Origin of the sequence: Bradyrhizobium arachidis, from assembly GCF_015291705.1 — a bacterium.
GTDB classification, from domain to species: Bacteria; Pseudomonadota; Alphaproteobacteria; order Rhizobiales; family Xanthobacteraceae; genus Bradyrhizobium; species Bradyrhizobium arachidis.
On sequence record NZ_CP030050.1, the window covers coordinates 7,074,659 to 7,098,185 of the forward strand.

Annotated in this window: 21 protein-coding genes; 7 read left to right on the forward strand and 14 right to left on the reverse strand. The window is 64.8% G+C overall.

All coding sequences use genetic code 11. The features are described 5' to 3' along the window. Window positions 1-26 precede the first annotated feature (26 nt). From WN72_RS47545 to WN72_RS33260, 5 genes are all read right to left on the reverse strand, one after another. On the reverse strand, window positions 27-161 hold the full coding sequence (locus WN72_RS47545; RefSeq protein WP_265440920.1) for a hypothetical protein: 135 nt from the start codon (window positions 159-161) through the stop codon (window positions 27-29). 96 nt (window positions 162-257) lie between these two features. Then, window positions 258-971, reverse strand: coding sequence for a helix-turn-helix domain-containing protein (locus WN72_RS33245; protein WP_092215894.1), 714 nt, complete (start codon window positions 969-971; stop codon window positions 258-260). A 135-nt stretch (window positions 972-1,106) separates the two neighbouring features. Continuing rightward, window positions 1,107-2,210, reverse strand: a complete 1,104-nt coding sequence (locus tag WN72_RS33250; RefSeq protein ID WP_092215896.1) for an ABC-type transport auxiliary lipoprotein family protein — start codon at window positions 2,208-2,210, stop codon at window positions 1,107-1,109. A gap of 3 nt (window positions 2,211-2,213) precedes the next feature. Continuing rightward, window positions 2,214-2,981 carry an ABC transporter ATP-binding protein gene (locus WN72_RS33255; RefSeq protein ID WP_167380795.1) on the reverse strand — a complete coding sequence of 256 codons (768 nt, stop codon included), beginning with the start codon at window positions 2,979-2,981 and terminating at the stop codon, window positions 2,214-2,216. Between the two features lie 2 nt (window positions 2,982-2,983). Next, entirely contained in the window at window positions 2,984-4,120 is a 1,137-nt protein-coding gene (locus tag WN72_RS33260) for an ABC transporter permease (RefSeq protein WP_092215901.1), read from the reverse strand. Window positions 4,121-4,294: 174 nt separating this feature from the next. Here WN72_RS33260 and WN72_RS33265 point away from each other — a divergent pair, with 174 nt between their 5' ends. Beyond that, window positions 4,295-4,570 carry a hypothetical protein gene (locus tag WN72_RS33265; RefSeq protein WP_092215903.1) on the forward strand — a complete coding sequence of 92 codons (276 nt, stop codon included), beginning with the start codon at window positions 4,295-4,297 and terminating at the stop codon, window positions 4,568-4,570. Continuing rightward, complete coding sequence (locus tag WN72_RS33270; protein WP_092215905.1) at window positions 4,571-5,059, forward strand: phage holin family protein; 489 nt, start codon at window positions 4,571-4,573, stop codon at window positions 5,057-5,059. Here WN72_RS33270 and WN72_RS33275 read toward each other — a convergent pair. Together WN72_RS33275 and WN72_RS33280 are read right to left on the reverse strand one after the other, a co-directional pair. Then, complete coding sequence (locus WN72_RS33275) at window positions 5,056-7,752, reverse strand: bifunctional acetate--CoA ligase family protein/GNAT family N-acetyltransferase (RefSeq protein ID WP_092215907.1); 2,697 nt, start codon at window positions 7,750-7,752, stop codon at window positions 5,056-5,058. The two genes, WN72_RS33270 and WN72_RS33275, sit on opposite strands and share 4 nt — an antisense overlap. A gap of 68 nt (window positions 7,753-7,820) precedes the next feature. Then, on the reverse strand, window positions 7,821-8,660 hold the full coding sequence (locus tag WN72_RS33280) for a universal stress protein (protein ID WP_092215909.1): 840 nt from the start codon (window positions 8,658-8,660) through the stop codon (window positions 7,821-7,823). A 180-nt stretch (window positions 8,661-8,840) separates the two neighbouring features. On the opposite strand from WN72_RS33280, the gene WN72_RS33285 reads away from it, so the two are divergent. After that, window positions 8,841-10,364 (forward strand): bifunctional aminoglycoside phosphotransferase/ATP-binding protein, encoded by a 1,524-nt coding sequence (locus tag WN72_RS33285; RefSeq protein ID WP_092215911.1) that lies wholly within the window; start codon window positions 8,841-8,843, stop codon window positions 10,362-10,364. 24 nt (window positions 10,365-10,388) lie between these two features. Next, the gene (locus WN72_RS33290) at window positions 10,389-11,363 is read left to right on the forward strand and encodes a CHAD domain-containing protein (RefSeq protein WP_092215913.1); all 975 of its coding nucleotides are present in this window, start codon (window positions 10,389-10,391) and stop codon (window positions 11,361-11,363) included. Here WN72_RS33290 and WN72_RS33295 read toward each other — a convergent pair. After that, entirely contained in the window at window positions 11,360-13,186 is a 1,827-nt protein-coding gene (locus tag WN72_RS33295) for a PHA/PHB synthase family protein (protein ID WP_092215915.1), read from the reverse strand. The genes WN72_RS33290 and WN72_RS33295 overlap by 4 nt on opposite strands. A 207-nt stretch (window positions 13,187-13,393) precedes the next feature. Between WN72_RS33295 and WN72_RS33300 the strand changes: the two genes are divergently transcribed. Next, window positions 13,394-14,122 carry a CBS domain-containing protein gene (locus WN72_RS33300; RefSeq protein WP_092215917.1) on the forward strand — a complete coding sequence of 243 codons (729 nt, stop codon included), beginning with the start codon at window positions 13,394-13,396 and terminating at the stop codon, window positions 14,120-14,122. 6 nt (window positions 14,123-14,128) lie between these two features. Here WN72_RS33300 and WN72_RS33305 read toward each other — a convergent pair whose 3' ends face one another. From WN72_RS33305 to WN72_RS33315, 3 genes are all read right to left on the reverse strand, one after another. Continuing rightward, window positions 14,129-14,587 (reverse strand): RidA family protein, encoded by a 459-nt coding sequence (locus WN72_RS33305; RefSeq protein ID WP_092216149.1) that lies wholly within the window; start codon window positions 14,585-14,587, stop codon window positions 14,129-14,131. Between the two features lie 21 nt (window positions 14,588-14,608). After that, window positions 14,609-16,300, reverse strand: a complete 1,692-nt coding sequence (locus WN72_RS33310; protein ID WP_092215919.1) for a benzoate-CoA ligase family protein — start codon at window positions 16,298-16,300, stop codon at window positions 14,609-14,611. A gap of 151 nt (window positions 16,301-16,451) precedes the next feature. Next, window positions 16,452-16,970: a MarR family winged helix-turn-helix transcriptional regulator gene (locus tag WN72_RS33315; protein WP_027562495.1), complete on the reverse strand. Its 519-nt coding sequence runs from the start codon at window positions 16,968-16,970 to the stop codon at window positions 16,452-16,454. Window positions 16,971-17,221: 251 nt separating this feature from the next. Here WN72_RS33315 and WN72_RS33320 point away from each other — a divergent pair, with 251 nt between their 5' ends. Next, window positions 17,222-18,397 carry an ABC transporter substrate-binding protein gene (locus tag WN72_RS33320; protein ID WP_092215921.1) on the forward strand — a complete coding sequence of 392 codons (1,176 nt, stop codon included), beginning with the start codon at window positions 17,222-17,224 and terminating at the stop codon, window positions 18,395-18,397. A 30-nt stretch (window positions 18,398-18,427) separates the two neighbouring features. Next, window positions 18,428-18,886, forward strand: a complete 459-nt coding sequence (locus WN72_RS33325; protein ID WP_092215923.1) for a cupin domain-containing protein — start codon at window positions 18,428-18,430, stop codon at window positions 18,884-18,886. Window positions 18,887-18,895: 9 nt separating this feature from the next. Here WN72_RS33325 and WN72_RS33330 read toward each other — a convergent pair whose 3' ends face one another. The 3 genes from WN72_RS33330 to WN72_RS33340 all read right to left on the reverse strand — a co-directional run bounded on the left by WN72_RS33330 (window position 18,896) and on the right by WN72_RS33340 (window position 23,491). After that, on the reverse strand, window positions 18,896-20,146 hold the full coding sequence (locus WN72_RS33330) for a flavin-dependent oxidoreductase (RefSeq protein ID WP_092215925.1): 1,251 nt from the start codon (window positions 20,144-20,146) through the stop codon (window positions 18,896-18,898). 55 nt (window positions 20,147-20,201) lie between these two features. Continuing rightward, window positions 20,202-22,553 (reverse strand): bifunctional salicylyl-CoA 5-hydroxylase/oxidoreductase, encoded by a 2,352-nt coding sequence (locus WN72_RS33335; protein ID WP_092215927.1) that lies wholly within the window; start codon window positions 22,551-22,553, stop codon window positions 20,202-20,204. A gap of 101 nt (window positions 22,554-22,654) precedes the next feature. After that, window positions 22,655-23,491, reverse strand: coding sequence for an enoyl-CoA hydratase family protein (locus WN72_RS33340; RefSeq protein WP_092215929.1), 837 nt, complete (start codon window positions 23,489-23,491; stop codon window positions 22,655-22,657). Between the last annotated feature and the right edge of the window lie 36 nt (window positions 23,492-23,527).

Here is a 23,527-nt window from a genome sequence, read left to right on the forward strand (position 1 = left end):
TCGGCCCAACAGACCTGACGATGACCTCAGGAGCTTTGGCGCTTGGAATCCCGGTCGAGCCGGCCTGCGCTGGTTTGCCGGTCCGCCCAGGCCAGGGCTGCGGCGAACGTCACGAAGATCGCGACGACGACAATGATCATCAGCAGCGCGTCAGTCGGCATCATGCTTCTCCCGGATTGTCCGGGGGCATTATTTGTCGCAGGCGGCCGGCGTCATTGATCGGGATCAAAAATCCGCGAGCATCGCGAAAACCCCCGTCAGGCCGCGGCCAGAGCCCGGACGCGCGCCGGATCGCGCAGACCGATACCACCCTGGATGATCTCGATCGCGCCGTGGCGCTCCAGCTTGGTGAAGGTGCGGCTGACCGTTTCGATGGTCAGGCCGAGATAGTCGGCGATGTCCTGGCGGCTCATCGGAAGGGGAACCGTGTCGGATGCCCCCTTGAGCGCGAACAGCCGCTCGCGCCAGCCGAGCAGAAAGGTCGCGACCTTCTCGTCCGCAGAACGACGGCCGAGCAGGACCATGTGGTCGCGGGCCTGGCTCAGCTCGCGAATCGCCAGCTCGTTGATGCGCCTGAGCAGGTGCGGTCGGTCCTCGATGAAACGGCCGAAGGGCGTCTTCGCGAACTGGCACACCGTCACCGCGCCGATCGCATCGGCCGAAAAATTGTGGCGGCCGGAGATATTCATCCCCAGGAAATCGCCGGGCAAGGCAAAGCCCACGATCTGCCGCCGGCCGTCCGGCAGCAGCTTGTAGAGCCGCATGACGCCTTCGAGGACGTTGTAGAACGAAGTCGCGATGTCCTCCTCGGAGAACACGGTCTCGCCCGCGGCGAAGTGGACGCGGCGGCCGAGATGCTCGAATTCCCGGAGCTCAGCTGTATCCAGCGACGCGCAAACCGCCGATCCGCGTACGGCACAGTCGCTACAGAAATGCCCGTTCGGCTCGATCGTCACCACGGAAGCTCTCATCCACCGCTCCATGCGCCGGCGGCCTCCGCATCAGGCCGGGTCCACCGCGCGGACTGCATTTTACTGCACTGCGCCAGAGCCGATTGACGCAGATCAAATTTTTGCGGGCATGGCCGCCCTGCTCTGATCACGGCGCTAGACCGCCTGCACCGTCCAGCCGATCAGCTCCCTGGCGATGCGGGCGAAGGCTGCATCGAACGCTGCGACGGCCGCGGCCGGCTCGACCTTGTCGAGCTTTTCGCTGGCCTCAATGAGCCGCGATGCGACCACCTTGCCGCTCTTGTCGACGATCCGCGCCGACAGTCCGATCTCGACCCTTGTCTCGCCCTCGGTGGCGATCCGGAAGCGCCTGATGTCGATCAGAAGCTGATAGTCCGCTGCCCCGAGTTCGGTCGTGCGCAGCGGCGCATGCGCGATGTCGTAGTTCTCAAAGCTGTCGATGAGCCGCGCCTGCACCAGCTTTGGAATGCTGTCGGCCCAGAGAAATTCCGCAAAGCCCGGATTGTCCCCGCTGGGCGCGAACAGCATGCGCTGGGTCTGGAGCATCGCGACGGCGGTCGGCTCGGGAATGGCCAGTGACCCCGAGAGCGTCTTGCCGGCAGGCCCGGGATTTCGCGGCGCGCGCAAATCGTAGGTGACCTTTTGCACAGGCGTTCCGCCCCCCGTCATTTTCTCGAGCCCCGCTAGGATGCCGTCGATCTTGCCGGTGTTGCGCGCGAGGCCGTCGGAGAATGTCCTGAGGTTGGCGATGGTGTCCTTCAGCGGACCGGAATTGTCCTCGAGCACAGTGTCGACCCGCCGCAGCGCGTCGCGCGCGGCCTGCGTCATGCTCTGGCCTGCGCCCGCCTCCGCGATCAAGGTCAGGGGGGCACCGGATTTGGCGACGATCATGCCGCCCTCCAGCGTCACCACTGGCACGCCGGTCAGCCCCTGGAAGTCGAGCCCGACCTTGGTGTCGGTGCGCACCGGCGTCGTCGCGGCCACGGAGATCGTCGCATTGACGAAGCGCGGATTGTCCGGCGCAAGCCCAAGCTGGGTCACCTCACCGACGCGGATGCCATTAAACAGCACGCCGGCGCCCACCAGCAGGCCCGGCACAGGTCCCTGGAATTGCACGTGGTAATTCGTGCGCGGGCCGATGCCGCCGGTGTTGTTGAGCCAATAGACGAAGCCGAATACCGCAACGATCGCGGCCAGCACGAAGCTGCCGATCAGCACGTAGGGAGCGCGGGTTTCCATGTCTCATCTCATTTCGTGTTGCAGCATCTGCGAGCGCTTGCCGTGGAAATAAGCGCGCACCCAGGGATGCTCGGATTGCAGCAGCTCGCGCATCGGACCGATCGCGACGATCCTGCCGTCTGCGAGCGCGGCGACGCGGTCGCAGACGGTGGTGAGGCTGGCGAGATCATGGGTGACCATGAATACGGTGAGCCCCAGAGTCTTTTGCAGGGTCCTGATCAACGCGTCGAAATCGCCGGCGGCGATCGGATCGAGGCCGGAGGTCGGCTCGTCCAGGAACAGGATCGGCGGATCGAGCGCGAGCGCGCGCGCCAGCGCCGCGCGCTTGGTCATGCCGCCCGATAGCTCCGACGGATATTTGTCGGCATCCTGCGGCCGCAGCCCGACCATCTCGAGCTTGGCGATCGCGATCTCGTCCATCAGCTCCTGCGACAGCACCAGATTTTCGCGCAACGGAAACTGGATGTTTTGCCGAACCGTCAACGAGGAGAACAGCGCGCCCTGCTGAAACAGGATACCCCATGTCGTGGCCGCGCCTTCAGTGCGGCCGCCGATCGGCTGTCCCATGACCTCGATGGTGCCGGCCTGGCGCGGAATGAGGCCGATGATGGTCCGCATCAGCACCGACTTGCCGCCGCCGGAAGCGCCGACCAGCCCGAGGATCTCGCCGCGGCGGACGTCGAGCGACAGTTGATTGAGCACGGTCTGGCGGCCGAAGCCGACCACGAGGTCGCGGACGCGGATCGCGAACTCCTCTTGCGTCGCGTCCATCGTCACATTCCGATCGCGGCGAAGAAGATCGCGAACAGGCCGTCGAGCACGATCACGAGGAAAATCGACTTCACCACCGACGTCGTGGTCTGCCGTCCCAGCGACTCGGCGCTGCCCTTCACGCGGAGCCCCTCGCTGCACGCAACGATCCCGATCACCAGCGTCATGAACGGCGCCTTGAGGATCCCCACCTCGAAATGGGTGACGGAGATCGCCTCATGCAGCCGCGCGATGTAGATCGCCGGCCCCATGTCGCCATAGAACTGCGCGACCAGCCCACCGCCATAGAGTGCCGCGATCGAACCGATGAAAGCGAGGATCGGCAGCGCAATGACGAGGGCGGCAACGCGCGGCAGGATCAGGACGTGGACGGGATCGAGGCCCATGGTCGAGAGCGCGTCGATCTCCTCCCGCATCTTCATGGAGCCGAGCTCGGCGGTGTAGGCGCTGCCTGACCGCCCCGCGACCATGATGGCGACGATCAGGACGCCGAGTTCGCGCAGCACCAGGATGCCGACCATGTCGACGGTGTAGGATTCCGCGCCGAACCTGCGGAAATGAAAGAAGCCCTGCTGGGCGATGATGGCGCCGATCAGGAAGGTGATCAGCACGATGATGGGAATGGCCTGCCAGCCGATGCGGTAGAGCTGGTAGACCAGGGACGTCAGCCGCAGCGACCGTGGCCGGCGCAGCACGCCGATCACGGCCATGAACAATGCGCCGAGCATTTGCAGGAAGATCGTGATGTCTTCACGCGCCCCGACCGTGGATTTGCCGAGATCGCCCAGCCTGAGCAGAACCGGATTTGGCGCAGGCGCAGGCGGTGGCGTGTGGCGGTTGACCTGGCGCACCTCGTCCATCAGGCCGCTGAAATGATCGGCGACGCCGACGAACTCCGCCGATCTGCCGGATGATGCGGCCCGGCGTGACAGCTTCTCCAGGACCCAGGCGCCGAGCGTGTCGAGCGCACTGACGCCCGACATGTCGAGCGTCACGGCTGCCGATCGATCGACATCCGCCCCGACCGAGCGGGAGAGCGTTTCAAGCGTCGACACATTGGCTGCGGTCCAGGGCCCTTCCGGGCGCAGGTTCAGCGCATCGCCGGAGGGCGTTGCCAGCAACAGCGGTTCGGTGCTCACGCTTCACCTCATCGGGACAACCGGTCCCTATTCGACCGGCATTTCTAGGCCAGGGTGTGACGGCCGGTTTGACCTGTCTCAAGACCGGGATCGCGCGCCGCCTCTTGACTCAAATCAACCGCAGCCGCGCTGGCGGCCCTAAGTTCCTTCTGTATTCAATGGAGACCGAGATCCATGTTCGACAGCGACAGGATGAGCGACGAGCTTCGCGCACTGAAAGTGGACGTCACGCGCCTCCTGGGCACCGCCGGCGAGGAAATGTTCGACAGCTCGAAAGAACGGGCTGAAGCTCTCGCCGATCAGATCAAGGCCGCGCTTGCCGAGCTCGGCGAGACCGTCAGCGACGAGCAGGAGCAGCTTCAGGGCCTGGTTGCTGATCGCCCGATCACGTCGCTTGCCTCGGCTTTCGCGCTCGGCGTGGTCGTCGGCTTCATGCTGAGGAGACACTAGGTGAATACGGAAAATATGGTCAAACACCTGCGCGTACTCTGGCGTACCGACAGGATCGTTGCGGACATCAGGCTGCGCCATCTGCTGACGGGCCTCGGCCTCCGCGCCTTTGCGGCTCTGATCGCTGCATTCGGGCTGCTGATGCTGGAGCTGTCGGCCTATTTCGCGCTGGTCCAGATCTGGAGCGCCATCGCGGCGGCGGCCATTCTCGGGGCCGTCAATTTCCTCATCGCCGGGATTCTCTTCGTCATCGCCGGTCGTCCTCCGTCCGGCCGTGACATCGAGCTCGCCAACGAGATCCACGGCGCATCCATCGAGGCGCTTCAGATCGAGGCGCGCGCGCTTCAGGCCCAGGTGTCAGGCGCGGTTCACCATCCGCTCAGCACAATCGTTCCGGTGCTGGTGCCGCTGATCGCGATCATCGTCAAGAGCCTGCGGAAAACGGCCAACGAGTCCGCCAGTGCAACGTCGGCCGAGGCGCGCTCCTAGCGAAGCTTCAGCCGAACGTCGCAAATCTCCGGCTCGGTCGGGTCCGGCTTCACCTCGAAGCCGAGCTGCCGGCACATGTCGAGCATCGTGGTGTTCTCCTGAAGCACATCGCCCGAGATGGTCTTCAGCCCTTCCGACTTCGCGTAGTCGATGATCAGCTGCATCAGCGTCCATCCGAGCCCCCTGCCCTTGAGATCGGAGCGCAGCAGGATCGCATATTCGCCGCTCTCATAGACCGAGTCCGAATGGAGCCGGACCACGCCGACCATCTCGTTGGTCGCCTCGTCGAACGCGATGAAGGCCATGGCACGCGCATAGTCGAGCTGGGTCAGCCGCGCGATGAATTCGTGGGTGAACTCCTTCATCGGCGCGAAGAAGCGCAGGCGGAGGTCGTGCTGAGTGACATGACGCAGGAATTCGTGGATGGTCGGCTCGTCCTCGGGACGCAACGGACGCACGAAGATGCGCCAGTCGTCCTTGAGCACGAGGCGGCGCTCCCATTGTGACGGGTAGGCGCGAACGGCGAAATTGGCGGGTCCTGAACCGGCGAATTTGCGCTGCGGCGGCCCCACCGCGACGCGGGCATCGACCGCGGTCACGCCGGTCTCATCCGCGAGCAGCGGATTGATGTCGAACTCTCGTATCTCGGGAATGTCGGCCGCCATCTGGGCCAGCTTGACCAGCACCATGGCGACGGCATCCTGCTTCACCGCAGGTACGTCCCGATAGGCCTTCAGCAGACGCGAGACGCGGGTACGCTCGATCAGGTCACGGGCCAGTTGCAGATCGAGCGGCGGCAGCGCCAGCGCCTTGTCGTTGATGATCTCCACCGCCGTCCCGCCCCGGCCGAACACGACGACGGAGCCGAAGGTGGGATCGTCGGCAAGCCCGAGGATCAGCTCGCGCGCCTTGGCCTTGACCACCATGGCCTGCACGATGACGCCCTCGATGCGGGCTTCGGGACGCAGCTTCCTCGCCCGGGCGAGAATGTCGGTCGCCGCCGCGCGCACCGCCTCCGGCGTGGTCAGATTGAGCACGACGCCGCCGACATCCGACTTGTGGGTGATGTCGCGCGACATGATCTTCAGCACGACGGTCGCGCCTTGCGCGAACACTTCATTCGCACGAGCCACCGCATGCTCGACATCACCGGCGGCATAGGTCGGCACCATCGCGATGTCGTAGGCTTCGAGCAGGTGCTTGATCTCGACGGGCTCGAGCCATTTGCGGCCGTCGGCGATCGCCGCGGTGACGATCTGCCTGGCGGCCCGGGCATCGGGCACGAACGTGTCGGGCATCGCCGGCGGAACCTCGCTCAGCTCCTCCACCACTTCGCGATGCCTCACGAGATGCATGAAGCCGCGCACGGCATCATCTTCGGTCGGGTAGTTCGGAACACCGGCGCCGGAGAGCGCCTGACTGATGCTCTGATCGGCGCCAACCCAGGCGGCCAGCACGGGCTTGGCCCATCGGCCCTGCTGCTTACGGTACTTGCCGACCAGCTCCGTCACCGTCGCTGCGATGTCGGCGGCCGAGGCGATCGCGGTCTGCACATTGAGGACGAGGACCGCGTCGTTGTCGGAATCGGCGAGCAGCACCTCCAGCGCCGCGGCATAGCGCGCGGCATCGGCATCGCCGACGATATCGACGGGATTTGCGCCTGACCAGGTCGGCGGCAACACCGCATCGAGCTTCGCGCGAGCGTCGGCCGAGATGGATGCGGGAATTCCATCGAGCTCCACCAGCCGATCGATGGCGAGAACGCCGATGCCGCCGCCATTGGTCAGGATGGCAAGGCGCTTTCCGGCCGGCGATTCGACGCGGCCGAGCGTTTCGGCACAGTCGAACAGCTCGCGCAGATCGGAGACCCGCAGCACGCCCGCGCGGCGGAACGCCGCGTCATAAACGGCGTCTGCGCCGGCGAGCGCGCCGGTATGGGTGGCCGCGGCTTTCGCCCCCTGCGCCATGCGGCCGGACTTCACCACGACGACCGGCTTCACCCGTGCCGCGGCGCGCGCCGCGGACATGAATTTGCGGGCATCCTTGATGGCCTCGATATAGAGCAGGATCGCGCGGGTCTTGTAATCCATCGCGAAATGATCGAGCAGGTCGGCAATGTCGACGTCGATCTGATCGCCGATCGTGACGATGCCGGAGAAGCCGACGCCGCGCTGCGCGGCCCAATCGACCATGCCCGCCGCGATGGCGCCCGATTGCGAGATCAGCGCGAGATTTCCCGCCCCCGGCATGTGCGCGGCGAAGCTGGCATTGAGGCTTACGGCAGGCATCATGATGCCGAGGCAGTTCGGCCCGATCAGCCGCATGCCGAATTTACGGGCCGCGGCGATGGCTTCCTCTTGCAGCGATCCCGGTCCATGACCAAGCCCGGCCGAGACGATCAGCGCGCCGGCCGAGCCGCGACGTCCCGCCTGGTCGATGATGCCGGGAACCTCGCGCGCCGGCGCGGTGATCACCACGAGCTCGGGGACGAAAGGCAGCTTGTTCAGATTTTTCACCGCCGCAATGCCGGCAATCTCGGCATGGCGCGGATTGACGAGGCCGAACTGCCCCTTGAATTCCGCCTTGCGGATGTTCTCCAGAACGGCGCGCCCCACTGAGACCGGGCGGGCGCTCGCACCGACGAGCGCGACCGAACGTGGCGACAGCAGATTCTTCAGGCGATAGGTGGACATGACAGCAAATGCGCCCGGCCGCTAGTGGTTCCGATGGTTGAAGGTCAGGTCGAAAGACTGGTCCGCGCCTAGTAGGAGATCATAACCCAGCACGGTGGCTCGCCAATGACGGTCTTTGTCACACCGCCCCACACGATCTCGTTCAGGCGCGAATGATGGTAGGCGCCCATCACGATGGCGTCGATGGCATGGGAATTCGCCCAGCTTCCGAGCACCTTTCCGGTCGAGCTGCCTCCGCCCTCCGTCGTTTCGAACGTGGCGTGGATCCCATGTTCCCTGAGATGATCGACGAGACTCATGCCGGATTGGGCGATCGCCTCGGTCTTGTCGTCCGTCACCGTGAGCACCCGTACGGACGCAGCGGCCTGAAGTATGGGCAACGCGTCACCGACGGCCCGTGCGGCACGGGCGGAGTGATCCCAGGCAATCATGACATTCTCGAATTCCGGTCGCAGCTCGTCCACATGCTGTTCCGGGCAGAGCAGCAGCGGCCGGCCCGATTCGAACAGGAGCGCTTCAATGATGTGCTCCGTTCGGCTGTCATGCGGCTTTACAGGGACCAGGGTGAGGTCGGCAAAGCGCGCATGCTCGGCCAGGGTCAAGGCGAGCTGGTCTGCCGGCACCTTGGCCGATCGGCTCTGGGCGCGAACGTTGGCGCGGGCGGCTGCATGGCTGAAGGCGCTGATGAGTTGCTCCGTGTCGCCCAGCTCGATCGAACCGCTGGCCTCCGGGGGCTCCGGATCGCCGGGGCGTATGACTTTCGGCCGCACGAAAACTTCGTCCTCAAGCGCGAGCGCGGTGATCCTGGCGCCGAGGTCGGCGGTCACCGCCACGCATTTCTCGATCGCTGCGAGCGTCGGCCCGCGCGGCTGGCCTACAAGCGGCAGAAAGACATCCTTGATGGGCATCGGGATTCTCCTTGCCGGTTAGGATACGCTGCCTTTCGTCGGGACCCTTGATCCTTCTCAAGGCAGGAACCAGCCGCCGACGGCGCGCCTTGATTGATGTCAAGGACTGGCCGCGATCCGGCTCTAAGGGTTAGCTTGGCGCTTCAGCGTTCGCCGACCTATCGGGACATGCCCCCAGAGATGACGGATGATTCTGCTACCCAGGAACGGGTCTTCCAGGCGCTCGGCGCGCGTCCCGGCGTGGACCGGATCGACACCCACGCAGCTTCGGTGTTTCTCGATCGGACACGCGCGCTGAAGATCAAGCGAGCTGTCAAATTTCCGTTCCTCGACTACTCGACGCTCGAAAAGCGCAAGGCAGCCTGCGAGGAGGAGATCAGGATCAACCGGCCGCTCGCCCCGCAGATCTATCATCGCGTCGTGGCGATCACGGAAGAGCCGGACGGCTCGGTGCAGGTCGGCGGAAGCGGCCGGCCGATCGAGTATGCGGTCGACATGTCCCGGTTCGACGAAAGCCGCACGCTGGATCATCTGGCGAAGGCGGGCCCGCTGGATGCGGAGCTGGCCGCAGCCATCGCGGACGCGATCGCAGGCTCGCATGCGCAAGCGACGATCGCGGACGGTGCTGCGTGGATCACTTCGATTCCCCACCTGATCGACGGCAACAGCACCGGGCTGCGCGCCGGCGACCATCTCGAGGCGGCGGCGATCGAGCAGCTTGGCAAGGCCTCACACGAGATATTCCTGCGCGTCCGCACCACGCTCGAGGAGCGTGGCCGCCGTGGCTTCGTGCGCCGCTGTCATGGCGACTTGCACCTTGCCAATATCGTGCTGATCGACGGCCGGCCCGTCCTGTTCGACGCGATCGAGTTCGATGCGCAGATGGCAACCGTGGATGTGCTCTACGATCTCGCGTTCGCGCTGATGGACCTGCTGCGCTACGGCCAGGCGAACGCGGCCAACGCAGTGCTGAACCAGTATCTGACGATGGCGCCCGTCGAAATGCTCGACGCACTGGCCGCGCTGCCGCTGTTCATGTCCATCCGCGCGGCGATCCGTGCGCAGGTGGCGCTGGCGCGGCTCAATCGGCCAGATGCCGAGCGTACCGGAGTTCTCGACGAAGCGCGTCGCTATTTCGACCTTGCCCGGGCGTTGATCCATCCGCCCGCCCCTCGCCTGATCGCGGTTGGCGGAATGTCGGGCGCCGGCAAGTCGGTCCTCGCCCGTGCACTGGCCCCTACCGTGGCGCCCGAGCCGGGCGCCGTCGTGCTGCGCAGCGACGTCATCCGCAAGCAATTGTTTCAGGTCGGGCATACCGACCGGCTGCCGCCCTCCGCGTATGGGCCCGAGGTGACGGCGCGGGTCTACGAGGTGCTGATGCAGCGCGCCCGGCAGGTGCTGGCGCAAGGCCATTCTGCCATCGTCGACGCGGTCTTTGCGCGCGAATCCGAACGGGACGACCTCGCCGCCTTGGCCCACGCCTGCGGCGCGCCGCTCAACGGATTATTCCTGATCGCAGACCTCGCCACCCGTCAGACGCGAATCGGCGGCCGTCAAGCCGACGCTTCTGACGCCACGCAAGAGGTTGCCGCGCTGCAAGAGCACTATAATATCGGTCATGTCGGTTGGGCGACCATCGATGCATCCGGGACACAAGCGCAGACGCTGGAGCGCTGCCGCGCCGCGATCGCTGAGGGCAAATAGGGAATCTGATTGGCGCGGGCTAAGATGGCGCGACCCACCAAGAGTTCGACGGCGGCCGCGCGCCCCAAGCCCGCGGCGCGACGTGGCGACCTGCCCGGCCGCCTCAGCCCGGGCATGGCCTGCGACACTGCATTCCGGATCATTGCCCGCCGCCATCTCGATGCCGTCCTCGCTCAGCATGAGGGCACATGCCGCGGCGATCCGGAGGCGCTGCATCAGATCCGGATCGCACTGACGCATCTGCGCACCGCGATCCGATTTTTCGCGCCCATGGTCGACGACGCGCTGCGGCCAAGCGTCTGGACCGAGTTGAAATGGCTGAACAGCCAGCTCGGCATGGTGCGGGACCTCGACGTGGCGATCGAACGCGTCGTCGCCGAAAGCGGCGAGGAGCTCGCCGTGATCGCCGAGCTCCAGCATTGGGACGAGAAGCGCGCCGAGAGCCACCGCCTGCTGGCACGCGCGCTGCAATCGGCCCGGTATCGCCGCCTCGTCGAGCAGACCTCGGCCTGGATCAAGCACGGCCCCTGGTCGACCCGGCGCAGCAAGGAGGCCATCAGGCTGCGCCGCTGCACGCTCGCCGACCATGCCACGGCGAAACTGACGGAGTGGGAAAAGACGCTGCTCAAGAAAGCGCGCAAACTCCGCAAGCTCGACGTCGAGAAACGGCACAAGCTGCGGCTTCTCAACAAGCGGCTGACCTATTCGATCGAATCGCTCCAGGATCTTTTTGCCGAGGAATCGCTGACGAAGCAGAAGTCGATCCTCAAGCAATTGCGCAAGGCGCAACGGTCCCTCGGACAGCTGAACGACGATGCGCGGGGGCAGACGCTGGCGGCATCCTTGAACGAGGCCGTCCCCGAGGCGCACATCCGCTTCCTCAACCGTAAGCGGGAAAAGAAGCTGCTGCGAACCGCCGTGGAAGCCTACCGCAAACTGGACAAGGCCAAGCCGTTCCGCTCCTCCGACCTCGCGCCGAATGCCGAGCCTGAGGATTAGGTGTGCACATGTTGCCCCGGCGCGTCGGGTAGATCGCCCCCGATCTGGGGCGGGGCGCAGGGCTCACCCGAGCGCGCCGCCAGCCATTGCGCCCATTCCGGCCACCACGAGGCCTCGACATGCCGCGCGAGCTTCAGCCACTCTTCCGGACCGACATAAGGCGCATCCGCAGCCTTGGTCATGACCTGATAGCTGTGCCCGGGCTCGTCCGGTGGCGCGACGACGCCGGCATTGTGTCCACCGCTGGTCAACAGGAACGTCACATCGGCATCGACCTGATAGTGGATCTTGTACACGGATCGCCAGGGCGCAACGTGATCGGCGAGCGTGCCGACCACGAACGACGGCGCATGGATGTCGGAGAGTGAAATGCTCCTGCCGTCGACGCGATAGCGGCCTTCGGCGAGATCATTGTCGAGGAACAGCTTGCGCAGATATTCCGAATGCATGCGATAAGGCAGCCGTGTGGCGTCGGCGTTCCAGGCCATCAGGTCGCTCGGCGGCGCTGCCTCTCCCATCAGATAATCGCGCGACAGCCGCGACCAGATCAGATCGTTGGAGCGCAGCAGCGCGAATGCACCGGCCATCTGCGCCGTGTCGAGATAGCCGCGCTGCCACATCATGTCTTCGAGGAAGGCAACCTGGCTCTCGTTGATGAAGAGCGTCAGCTCGCCCGCCTCGGTGAAATCCGTCTGCGCGGCAAGCAGGGTGATGGTGCCCAGCCGCTTGTCGCCATCGCGCGCCATCGCGGCGGCTGCGATCGACAGCAACGTGCCGCCCAGGCAATAGCCGAGCGCATGGGTCGTCCGGCCCGGCACGATCCGCCCGATCATGTCCAGCGCCGCCATCACGCCGAGCTTGCGATAATCGTCGAAGGCGACGTTCCGATCCTTTGCATCCGGATTGCGCCAGGAGATCGCGAACACGGTGAAGCCCTGCCCGGTCAGATATTTGACCAGCGAATTCTCCGGCGACAGGTCGAGGATGTAGTATTTCATGATCCAGGCCGGAACGATCAGGATCGGCTCAGGCCGCACCTGCGCGGTCGTCGGATGGTACTGGATCAGCTCGATCAGCTCGTTGCGGTAGACGACTTTTCCGGGAGACGCGGCAACCGTCTTCCCGACGACGAACTGCGCGTCGCCGGCCGGCGCTGCAAGCGAGAGCATGCGCATCAGATCGCTGCACCAGTTCTGCCAGCCGAAGACGAAATTTTCTCCGCCGCTCCGCAATGTTTTCTCGAGCACCTCCGGGTTGGTCGCGGCGAAATTCGACGGCGCCAGCATGTCGAGCATCTGGCGGACCGAGAATTCGACGATGGCTTCGTTCGCGCGCGACACGCCGCGCACGCCGGTCGTGGCGTCGTGCCACCAGCGCTCTCCGAGCAAGAATGCTTGCGCCAGCAGATTGAACGGCGCGGCCTCCCATTGCGGCTCCCTGAAGCGTCGATCCCGCGACCGCGGCTGGATCACCGACCACGGCTTTTGGCCCGGCGAGGTCGCGTGCACTGACGCTTCCAGGAACCGGCCGCTGTCGCGAAGGACGTTATGGGCGATCTCCATCTGCCGCTGCGGCGCAACCACGAGATGCGAACTCCAGTCGAGCCAGGCCAGAGACAGGGCGGCCGGTGAAATTCCGCCGGTGAACCGAGCCAGCATCGCGTGAAATGCGCGGTCGAGCGGGTATGGCTCTGACTGAGGCTGCAAGTCCGCGACCGGCCTTACGGCCGGTCCCTCGGGGAAAGCGGCACGCGCAGCAGGCTCGACGGGGGATCCCGGCGCCACCGGCTGCCCGGCTCGCGAAAGTATCTGCACGACGCTCATGACGGAAGGTTCCTGCGCGCTGATGTATGTTCGCGGCAGGATATGCTCCGGCGCTTTGGAGCAGCTTGAGCTGCATCAATTCTGGGAACGGATCAAAATTGCTCAACCAGGCAGGACTGGCTTCGTCCACTTGACCTGGGTCAAACCTCATCGCGGCGCCGGAGCTAGGCTCTCCTTCAACATTCAACGAGCCCTCGGAGCTTTGCCATGCGCGCCCACCAGATCATGACCCGGTCGGTCATCTCGGTTACCCCCGACACCAGCATCGTCGAGGCCGCGAACATCATGCTGTCGCGGCACGTCAGCGGCCTCACGGTGGTCGACGATGCCGGCAAGCTGGTCGGCGTCGTCTCGGAAGGGGATTTCATTCGCCGCAGCGAAATCGGCACCGGGCGCAAGCGGGGACGCTGGTTGCGATTCATTCTCGGGCCGGGCCAGTCCGCGAGCGACTTTGTCCACGAGCACGGCCGCAGGGTCGCGGAGGTGATGACCCCCTCGCCTGTCACCATCACCGAGGATACGGCACTCGCGGAGATCGTCGATCTCATGGAACGGAACCACGTGAAGCGCCTGCCGGTGGTGCGCGGCGACAAGGTCGTCGGCATCGTCTCGCGGGCCAACCTGCTACAGGCGGTGGCGGGTCTCGCCCGCGAGGTACCGGATCCGACCGCCGACGATGATCACATTCGCGTACGCATCATCGACACCATGGAGAAGAACGACTGGTGCCCGTACGGGCTGAACGTCATCGTCCGCGACGGCATCGTTCATCTCAGTGGCGTCATCACCGAGGAACGAGCGCGGCAGGCCGCGGTTATTGCCGCCGAGAACGTCGAGGGCGTGAAGAAGGTGCACGATCATCTGTGCTGGGTCGACACCATGTCGGGTGTCTACCTGAACTCGCCGGAGGACGACAACCTCGCCAAAGCGAGCTGAGCGAATTCAGCGGGGAATGACGGCGGTGGCCTCGATCTCGACGCGTGCCGCCCTCTCGACGAGCCGGACGACCTGAACCAGCGCCATCGCCGGATAGTGCGCGCCGAAGACGGCACGGTAGATCCTGCCGAGCTCCTTCAGGTTCGTCAGGTACTCGTCCATGTCGACGACGTACCAGGTCAGGCGCACCAGATGCTCGGGCCCGGCACCAGCTTCCGCCAGGATCGCGGCGATATTGCTCAGGGTCTGGGCGACCTGCGCGACGAAGCCGTCGGCAAGACGCTCCTCGGCATCCCAGCCGATCACGCCGCCGGTCACGACGATGCGCCCCTCGGCGGCCATGCCGTTGGCGTAGCCCTTCGGCATCGGCCAGCCCGAGGGCTGGAGCACCTGCGCGCCTCGGCGGGTGCCGTTCTCGGCTGCGGTCGGCAGCACCGCGAGCTGTGGGCCTTTCGGCGTCGTCACGGACAATTCTTGATCCTCATCTCATTCTGCGGCGACGCCCGAGGACGTCGCTGCCGCCCGCGCCAATTGCCTGAGGGCAAAGCGCTTCAATTTGCCGGTCTCGGTCTTCGGCAGCTGCGTCACGAACTCGATCGCGCGCGGATATTTGTACGGCGCGATCTCGCGCTTCACATGCTCCTGCAACTCGGTTGCGAGCTGAGCGTCCGGCGTCACGCCGGGCGCGGCAACGACATAGGCTTTCACGATCATGCCGCGCGCTTCGTCCGGCGCACCGACGACGCCGCACTCGACGACCGCGGGATGCGTCAGCAACGCCGCCTCCACATCCGTACCCGCGATGTTGTACCCCGCCGACACGATCATGTCGTCGGAGCGCGACTGGTACCAGAAATAGCCGTCGCTATCCATCAGATAGGTGTCGCCGGTGATATTCCAGCCATGCCGGACATATTTGCGCTGCCGCTCGTCGGCGAGATAGCGGCAGCCGGTCGGCCCGCGCACCGCAAGATTCCCCATCGTGCCCGGCGGCACGTCATGGCCGTCATCGTCGACGATCTTGGCCTCATAGCCGGGAACGGGCTTGCCGGTCGCACCGGGCCGGATCTCGTCCTCGGTCGCGCTGATGAAGATGTGAAGCATCTCGGTCGAGCCGATGCCGTCCATCAGCTTGATGCCGGTGGCCTTGAGCCAGGCCTCGAATGTCGGTTTTGGCAATGTCTCACCAGCCGAGACACATTTGCGCAGCGAGGCGATATCCCGGCCCGCGAGCTTGCCGATCATGGCCCGGTACGCGGTCGGCGCCGTGAAGCAGACCGTGGTCTTGTACTGCTCGATCGCCGACAGCATGTCGTCGGGCGTCGTCTTCTCCAGCACGACGAAGGAGGCGCCGATATGCATCGGGAACAGCACGCCGCCGAAGCCGAAGGTGAAGGCGAGCGGCGCCGAGCCGACGAAGCGATCCTTCTGCTCGGCGCGCAGGATGTTGCGCGCATAGCCGTCGCAGACCGCCAGCATGTCCCGGTGGAAATGCATGGTGCCCTTGGGATCGCCTGTCGTGCCCGACGTGAAGGCGATCAGGCAGATGTCGTCGGCGGCGGTATCGACGGCAGTGAACTCTGGGCTCGCGTCCGCTATCAGCGCCTCGAGCGAATTGGCCGCGCCATTGCCCCAATAGACCACGTGCCTGAGACCGGGCGCAGCGGCTTTCGCCTTCTCCAATTCGTCGGAGAGCTTTCCGTCGCAGAGCGCGAGCGTAATCGCCGCTTTCTGGATCGGATAGGACAGCTCCTTGGCGCGCAGCAGCGGCATCGTCGCGACGCAAATGCCGCCGGCCTTGATCACCGCGAGATAGGTCGCAACCATCATGGGATTGTTGGCCGAGCGGAGCAGCACGCGCTCGCCGGTGACGAGACCGAGCTTGCCGACCAGCACATTGGCAATGCGATTCACCAGCGCTTGCAGCTCGCGATAGCTGTAGCTGACGGCCGGACTGATCACGCATGGCGCATCGCCATGGCCCTGCTCGACCCAACGATCGAGGAAATAGCTGACGCAGTTCAGTCGTGGCGGGTAATGCAGCTCCGGCCGCGTGAAGATGAATTCGGGCCACAGCTCCGGCGGCGGCAGATGCTGCCGCGCAAATGTATCGACATGGGCTGTCGCGGCGTTGCCGTCATGCGAGCCCGAGACTTGAACCTTGGCGGCGTTGGCCATCGCACGCTCCTTTGCGCATGGAAAGCACCCGGCAGCACTATCTGGAAAAACATTTTAGGCTTAAAACAATTTGGCGCAATAGGCGATTTTGGGCACGGCGTGCTTTTTCCTGCGGCAAAAGGGGATTGGAGGGGCCGGCCCGGATGCGGGCTCAGGGCCGCCTGCGCGCGGCCGATTTTTGTGCGGACGCCTTGGTCTTGGCGAGGAGGCGCATCAGTTCGCGTACGTCTTTCGGCGTCAGGTCGGCGAAGAGATCGGCGATCCAGGTCTCGTGCTCTGCGGCCATCCTGCGGAACTCGGCACGGCCGAGCTTCGTGAGGCGGATCACCTGGACGCGGCGGTCGGTATCCGAGGTGCGCCGGTCGAGATGGCCGGATTCGACGAGACGTTCGACGAGGCCGGTGACATTGCCGTTGGACACCATCATGCGCTTGGAGACGTCGGACAGCGTCATGCCGTCGGGCGCCTTGTCGAGCTGTGCCATCAAATCGAACCGGGGCAGCGTGACGTCGAAGCGCTGTCGCAGCCGGCCGCGGACCTCGCCCTCGATCAGGGTCGTGCAGGTGAGCAGGCGCAGCCACAGCCGAAGCTCTTCGGCATGGTCCTCCGGCGTTTCGACGGCCTTGGTCTCGGAATCGAGCATCTCGGTGCAGTCACTCACGGCCGGCATTGGCGTCGGCGCGGATTCCCCAACGTTTTGAGCTTCAAATAAATCCGCGCCGGCCGCAAGTCCAAAGCTGCAACAATCGACCGCACGCGAATTTCTTTAGGCTTCAAATAATTGGCGCGCAGTTTGCATGCGCCCTGCGCGCTGGATGGCGACGCCGTGCACTTTGCTTGCCGCGGCCGCCATCATCGGCATAAGCTTGGATTGGAGTACGCGGCTTGCGGCGCAGGCCCTGATGTCACGGGGGACAGATCATGAAGACGCAAACGACCTTGGCTGCGGCCGCCTTGCTGCTCGGCACCGCGATGAGCCCTGCCCTCGCCCAAGAGAAGCTGAAGCTTGGCGTGATCGTGACCCTGTCGGGACCCGCCGCCGCGCTCGGCCAGCAGGTGCGCGACGGCTTTGCGCTCGCGGTGAAGGACCTCGGCAGCAAGATGGGCGGCCGCGACGTCGAGGTCGTCGTGGTTGACGACGAGCTCAAGCCGGATGCGGCGGTCACCAAGGTCAAGGGCCTGCTCGAACGCGACAAGGTCGACTTCGTGGTCGGCCCGATCTTCTCCAACATCCTCCAGGCGATCCACCGCCCCGTGACGGAATCCAAGGTATTCCTGGTCAGCCCTAATGCAGGTCCGTCGACGTTTGCCGGCAAGGACTGCAACCCGTTCTTCTATGTGACCTCGTATCAGAACGATCAGGTCCACGAGATCCTCGGCAAGGTGGCGCAGGATCGCGGCTACAAGCGGATGTACCTGATGGTGCCGAACTATCAGGCCGGCAAGGATTCGGTTGCCGGTTTCAACCTCGACTACAAGGGCGAGATTGTCGAAGAATCCTACATGCCGTTGAACACGCTGGACTTCCAGCCGGAGCTGTCCAAGATTTCCTCGCAGAAGCCCGATGCGCTGTTCACGTTCATGCCGGGCGGCCTCGGCGTCAACCTCGTCAAGCAGTACCGGCAAGCGGGTCTTGCCGACAGCATTCCGGTGCTCTCGGCTTTCACGGTGGATGAATCGACGCTGCCGGCGCAGCAGGATGCGGCGGTCGGCATGTTCGGCGGAGCGAACTGGGCGCCCAATCTCGACAACCCCCAGAACAAGAAGTTCGTCGCGGCCTATGAAGCCGCCTATAACAGCGTGCCCGGCACCTACGCCTTCCAGGCCTATGATGCCGCGATGCTGATCGACAGCGCGGTCAAGGGCGTGAAGGGCGACCTCTCGAACAAGGACGCCGTCGCGGCTGCCCTGAAGAAGGCCGATTTCACCTCGCTGCGCGGCTCGTTCAAGTTCAACACCAACGGCTATCCGATCCAGGACTTCTACCTGACCAAGGTCGCCAAGCGTCCGGACGGCAAATTCCAGACCGAGATCGTCCAGAAGGTTTTCGAGAACTACGGCGACCGCTATGCCAAGGATTGCAAGGCGGCGAACTGAGGCCGCGCGGCACGTTATGGGAGGACTTCAATGAGCAGCGAAATCACCGGCATCACGCGGGCCAATGAGGGGATCCAGGGCATTTCCTGGAACATCCTTGGCCAGACCTATGTGCCGAAGAGCAAGACCGAGCACAGTTTCTCCTGGCACGCGACCCTGCCGCCGGGCACGTTCGTGCCGCCGCACATCCATCCCGACCAGGACGAGTATCTCTACATGCTGGAGGGCAAGCTCGACTTCATGCTCGGCAATTCGGAGGCGCAGGCGACCGCAGGCGATCTGATCCGCCTCGGCATGGGCGTGCCGCACGGCATCTTCAACAAGTCGGAGCAGACCGCAAAGGTGCTGTTCTGGGTCTCGCCGACCAAAAAACTGTTCGACCTGTTCTGGGGTCTGCACAACATGAAGGAGCAGAAGCCGGAGGACGTGGTGGCGATGGCCGCCGAGTTCAACATCCACTTCCTGCCGCCGCCTCCCGGCGCCGGCTAACAGCTCAAATCAGGCGCGTACGGCCGCCAGGCCGGGCACGGCAGCAAAGCCTGCCTTCGTGGCATAGCCCCGCACGATCGCCTCGCGCTGGGAATAGCTCAGGACGTTATCGACATTGTCGAAGCCGTCGGGGGCAAGCTGCTCGACGGCGTCGATGACGCCCTCGGGACCGCCGCGCCGGTTGGAGCGGACGATGTCAGCGGTCATCGGCAGGCGCTTCTTCTCGTATTCGAGCAGCGCCTGACGCGGATGCTCGGCACGCACCAGCGCATCGGCAAGGCAGCGGGCATCGAGAATCGCCTGCGAGGCGCCATTCGAGCCGACCGGATACATGGGATGCGCGGCGTCACCGAGCAGCGTGACGCGGCCGGACGACCAGTAAGGCAAGGGATCGCGGTCGCAGGTCGGATATTCGTAGAACTCGGGCGTCGCCGAGATCAGGCTCTTCACGTCGACATAGGGCACCGAGAAGCGCGCCACATGCGGCATCAGCTCCTCGCGGCGGCCCGGGCGCGACCAGTCTTCTTTCCGCGGCGGCGGGGCATTGCCCTCGCCGACCTTGACCAGCACGGCCCAATTGGTTAGCCGGCTCGCCGGGCTCGATCCCTCCGCGATCGGATAGATCACCACCTTGGCGTTGAGCCCACCGGCCACGATCATCGATTTTCCGGTGAGGAACAGCGGCCAATCCCGCGCACCGCGCCACAGCATCAGGCCGTTCCAGCACGGCGGTCCCTCGTTCGGAAACAACGTCTCGCGGACGCGCGAATGGATGCCGTCGGCGCCGATCAAAATATCGCCGCGCACGGTATGGATGTGCGCACCGGCACGATCGAAGAAATAGGCGGTGACGCCGCCCTCGTCCTGCGTGAAGGCGCCGAGGCGGCAACCGGTGTGGATTGCGTCCGTGCCGAGCCGCTCCTCGACGGCGCGATGGATGACGCCCTGAAGGCGGCCGCGGTGGATCGAGAATTGCGGCACGTCATGACCGGCATCGATGCCGCGCGCTTCGCGCCAGACTTCCTGGCCGTGGCGATTGAGGTAATAGAGCTGGTCGGTGCGGATCGCGACGTCGTCGAGCTTCTGCAACAGCCCGAGCCCGGCGAGCTCGCGCATCGCATGGGGCAGCGTGTTGATGCCGACACCGAGCTCACGGATGGTGTCGGCCTGCTCGAAGATCTCGCAGTCCAGGCCACGCGAGCGCAGCATCAAAGCGGTAGTGAGACCACCGATGCCGCCACCGACGATAATCGCCTTCATCGCCCTTACTCCACTCGAAACACGCCAGGCAATGCGGTTAACGTCGCACGGGCGGTCACTCCGCCGCAAGCGGCTTTGTCGCCTCCGCCTTGAGCTCGGCCCGGGTCTTGGGCTTAGCCTTAATTCGCAGCTCCTCGAGATCCTGCCGGTCGCGAACGCTGTTGCGGAAGATCTGGTCCTTGCCGGGCAGATATTGCGGCGGGCAGAACGCATTGTTCGCCCCGTACCAGGCCGCCGCCTTCATGGTGAAGAAGGGATCAACCAGATGCGGACGCCCGAGGGCAACGAGGTCCGCCCGCCCGGCAGCCAGAATGGTGTTGGCCTGGTCCGCCGTCGTGATGTTGCCGACGCACATGGTGGCGACGCGGGCCTCGTTGCGGACCTGATCGGAGAACGGCGTCTGGAACATGCGGCCGTAGACCGGCTGCGCATCGCGCACCGTCTGCCCGGTCGAGACGTCGACGAGATCGACACCGGCCTCGGCAAAGGCGCGCGCGATCGCCACCGCATCGTCGCCGGTGACGCCGCCATCCGCCCAGTCGGTTGCAGAGATACGGACCGACATCGGCTTGTGTGATGGCCACACCGCGCGCAGCGCCTCGAACACCTCGAGCGGGAAGCGCAGGCGGTTTTCGAGCGAGCCGCCATATTCATCCGTCCGGGTGTTCGTCAGCGGGGAGATGAAGCTTGCCAGCAGATAGCCGTGGGCGCAGTGCAGCTCCAGCATGTCGAAGCCGCAGCGCTCGCCACGCTCGGCTGCTGCGACGAAAGCATCCCTCACGCCGTTCATGCCGGCACGATCGAGCTCACGCGGCACCTGGCTGTCGGGGAAATATGGCAGCGGTGATGCCGAGACCACGTCCCAGCCGCCCTGCTCCAGCGGACGGTCCATGCCGTCCCACATCAATTTGGTCGCACCCTTGCGGCCGGCGTGCCCGAGTTGCAGACAGATCTTTGCGGCCGAGTTGCCGTGGACGAATTCCACGATGCGGCGCCAAGCAGCTTCCTGCTCGTCGTTCCAAAGGCCGGCGCAGCCGGGTGTGATCCGGGCATCGCGGCCGACGCAGGCCATTTCCGTGAAGATCAGGCCGGCGCCGCCAATGGCGCGCGAGCCGTAATGCACCAGATGGAAATCGCCCGGCACGCCCTCCTTGGCCGAATACATGCACATCGGCGACATCACCGCGCGGTTGGCGATCTCCATCTCGCGCAGACGGAACGGCTGGAACAGCGGAACCATCGGCGTGTCGGTGCTGACATCGAAGCCGCTATCGCGCACCTGCTTGGCGAAGGACTTTTCGACCTCGGCGACGAAATCGGGCGCACGAAGTTTGAGATTGTCGTAGGTGATCGCCTTCGAGCGCGTCATCACGCCAAAGGCAAACTGCACGGGATCGAAGTCCCAGAAGCGGTCGACGTGCTCGAACCAGACCAGCGAGACGTCGGCGGCATGCTGGGTCTTCTCGACCTCCTCGCGGCGGCCGTGCTCATAGACTTCCAGCGCGGCCTTGACGCTGGGCGTGTTCTGCATCGCCTCGGCGAGCGCGATCGCGTCTTCCATCGCGAGCTTGGTGCCGGAGCCGATCGAGAAATGCGCGCTCGCCTTGGCATCGCCGAGCAGCACCATGTTGTCCTTGACCCAGCGCTTGCTGCGGATCATCGGAAAATTGCGCCACATCGAGCGGTTCGTCAGCAGCTTATGCCCGTCGAGGAACCAGCCGAAGATGTCGGCCATCCGCGCGGCGGACTCCTGCTCGTTCAGCCCGGTCAGCCCTGCCCGCTCGAACGTCTCCGGATCGGTTTCGAAGATCCAGGTCGAGTGACCGGCTTCGTACTGGTAGGCATGAGCGATGAACGGCCCCCACTCCGTCTCCTGGAAGATGAAAGTGAAGGCGTCGAGCGGCCTAGTCGACCCCATCCAGGCGAACTTGTTGGTGCGGAGATCGAGTTCCGGCTGGAAGTGATCGACATGTTTCTCGCGGAAGCGGCTGTTGATGCCGTCGGCAAGCAGGATGAGATCCGCGTCGGCGAATCGGAACTCGTCGTCGATGTCCACTTCGAAATGCAGGCTGACGCCAAGCTCGCGCGCCCGCTCCTGCAGGATCAGAAGCAGCTTCTGTCGCGAGCAACCGCAAAACCCGTTACCGCCGACCCGGTGCATCGTGCCGCGGAAATGCACGGCGATGTCGTCCCAGTAGGCGAATTCCTGGGTGATGCGGCGATAGCTCGGAAGGTCGTGCTTCTCGAAATTGTCCAGCGTGGCATCGGAGAACACCACGCCGAAGCCGAACGTGTCGTCGGCGCGGTTGCGCTCATACACGGAGACGTCGGCGCCCGGGCGCTGCTTCTTCAGCAGGATCGCCGCATAAAGACCCGCAGGTCCGCCACCGATGATCGCGACTTTCATGGGAGCCTCGCCAATCTTCCCGGCAATGAAACTATTTTAAGCCTAAAATAATTTCTGGCAAGTCCCCGTTTCCGCGACGGCGGCGGCCGAGAGACCGCCGCTCAGTCGCCCCTGAAGACCGGCTTGACCTTGTTGGCGAAAGCCTCGAAAGCGCGCTCGAAATCCGCCGTCGTCATGCACAGCGCCTGGGCAACGGCTTCCGCTTCGATTGCCTCCTCAACCGACATCGCCCATTCCATCGCCAGCATCCGCTTGGTCATGGTGTTGGCGAAGGTCGGCCCCTCCGCGACCTGCTTGGCCAGGATTTGCGCCTGCGGCAGTACCTGTTCCGGTGTGACGATGCGGCTGAAGAAGCCCCAACGCTCGCCCTCTTCCGCGGTCATGAACCGGCCGGTGTAGAGCAGCTCGGAGGCGCGGGACTGGCCGATGATCCGGGGCAGGATGGCACAGGCTCCCATGTCGCAGCCGGCAAGGCCGACCTTGTTGAACAGGAATGCCACCTTGGCCCCGCTCGCTGCGAGCCGCATGTCAGATGCCATGGCGATGATCGCACCGGCGCCGGCGCAGATGCCTTCGACCGCGGCCACGATCGGTTGCGGGCAGGCCCGCATCGCCTTGACGAGATCGCCGGTCATCCGCGTGAAGGCGGTGAGCCCCTTGGTGTCCATCTTCACGAGTGGACCGATGATCTCGAACACGTCACCGCCGGAGGAGAAATTGCCGCCCGCGCCGGTGACGACGATGGATTTGACCGCGTCGTCGCAGGCACAGGCGCGGAAGAAGTCGGTGAGCTCGCGGTAGCTTTCGAACGTCAGCGGATTCTTCCGGTCGGGCCGGTTGAGCGTCACGGTGGCAACGCCGTCGACCACGGCCAGGAGGAAGTGCTGCGGCGAGTAGTCCGCGAGCGGCACGGTCACGGGATTGGCTGGTCTGCTCATACGGTCTCCTTGCTTTCCTCGTCCGCGCTTTTTCCG